Genomic DNA, 309 nt, shown 5'->3' with positions numbered 1-309 from the left:
CGAACGCATCCGTCACCCTCACCCGCAGCGTGTTCGCCATTGCGCCGTCAGCCACTGAGTTATCCCGGGTGACCACCAGATCAGCGATCTTCGCCGTCCTGACATCCGCGATAAACGTCACGTCCCGGCTCTGACTGCTGCTGTTGATACTGGCGGTGACCGCACTGCTGCCCGCCGTCTGGCTGGTGACACTGATTTCCACCGTGCCGTCCTGCCCTGTGATGACAGTCGGAGCGACCGTTGCGCCGTTATCCGCCAACACGCTGACCGTCTGCCCGGCAAGCACATTACCGAACGCATCCGTCACCC

The 309-nt window shown here is 62.8% G+C and carries 1 protein-coding gene; it reads right to left on the bottom strand.

Annotated elements, in window-relative coordinates:
- A partial coding sequence (locus HEN33_RS25720; RefSeq protein ID WP_183083559.1) for an Ig-like domain-containing protein occupies positions 1-309 on the bottom strand: 309 nt, incomplete at both ends.

This window comes from Escherichia sp. 94.0001 (genome assembly GCF_013369155.2).
Lineage (GTDB): Bacteria > Pseudomonadota > Gammaproteobacteria > Enterobacterales > Enterobacteriaceae > Escherichia > Escherichia coli_F.
The sequence above is the reverse complement of the archived record's forward strand: the minus strand, read 5'-3'. Positions and strand labels throughout refer to the sequence as shown.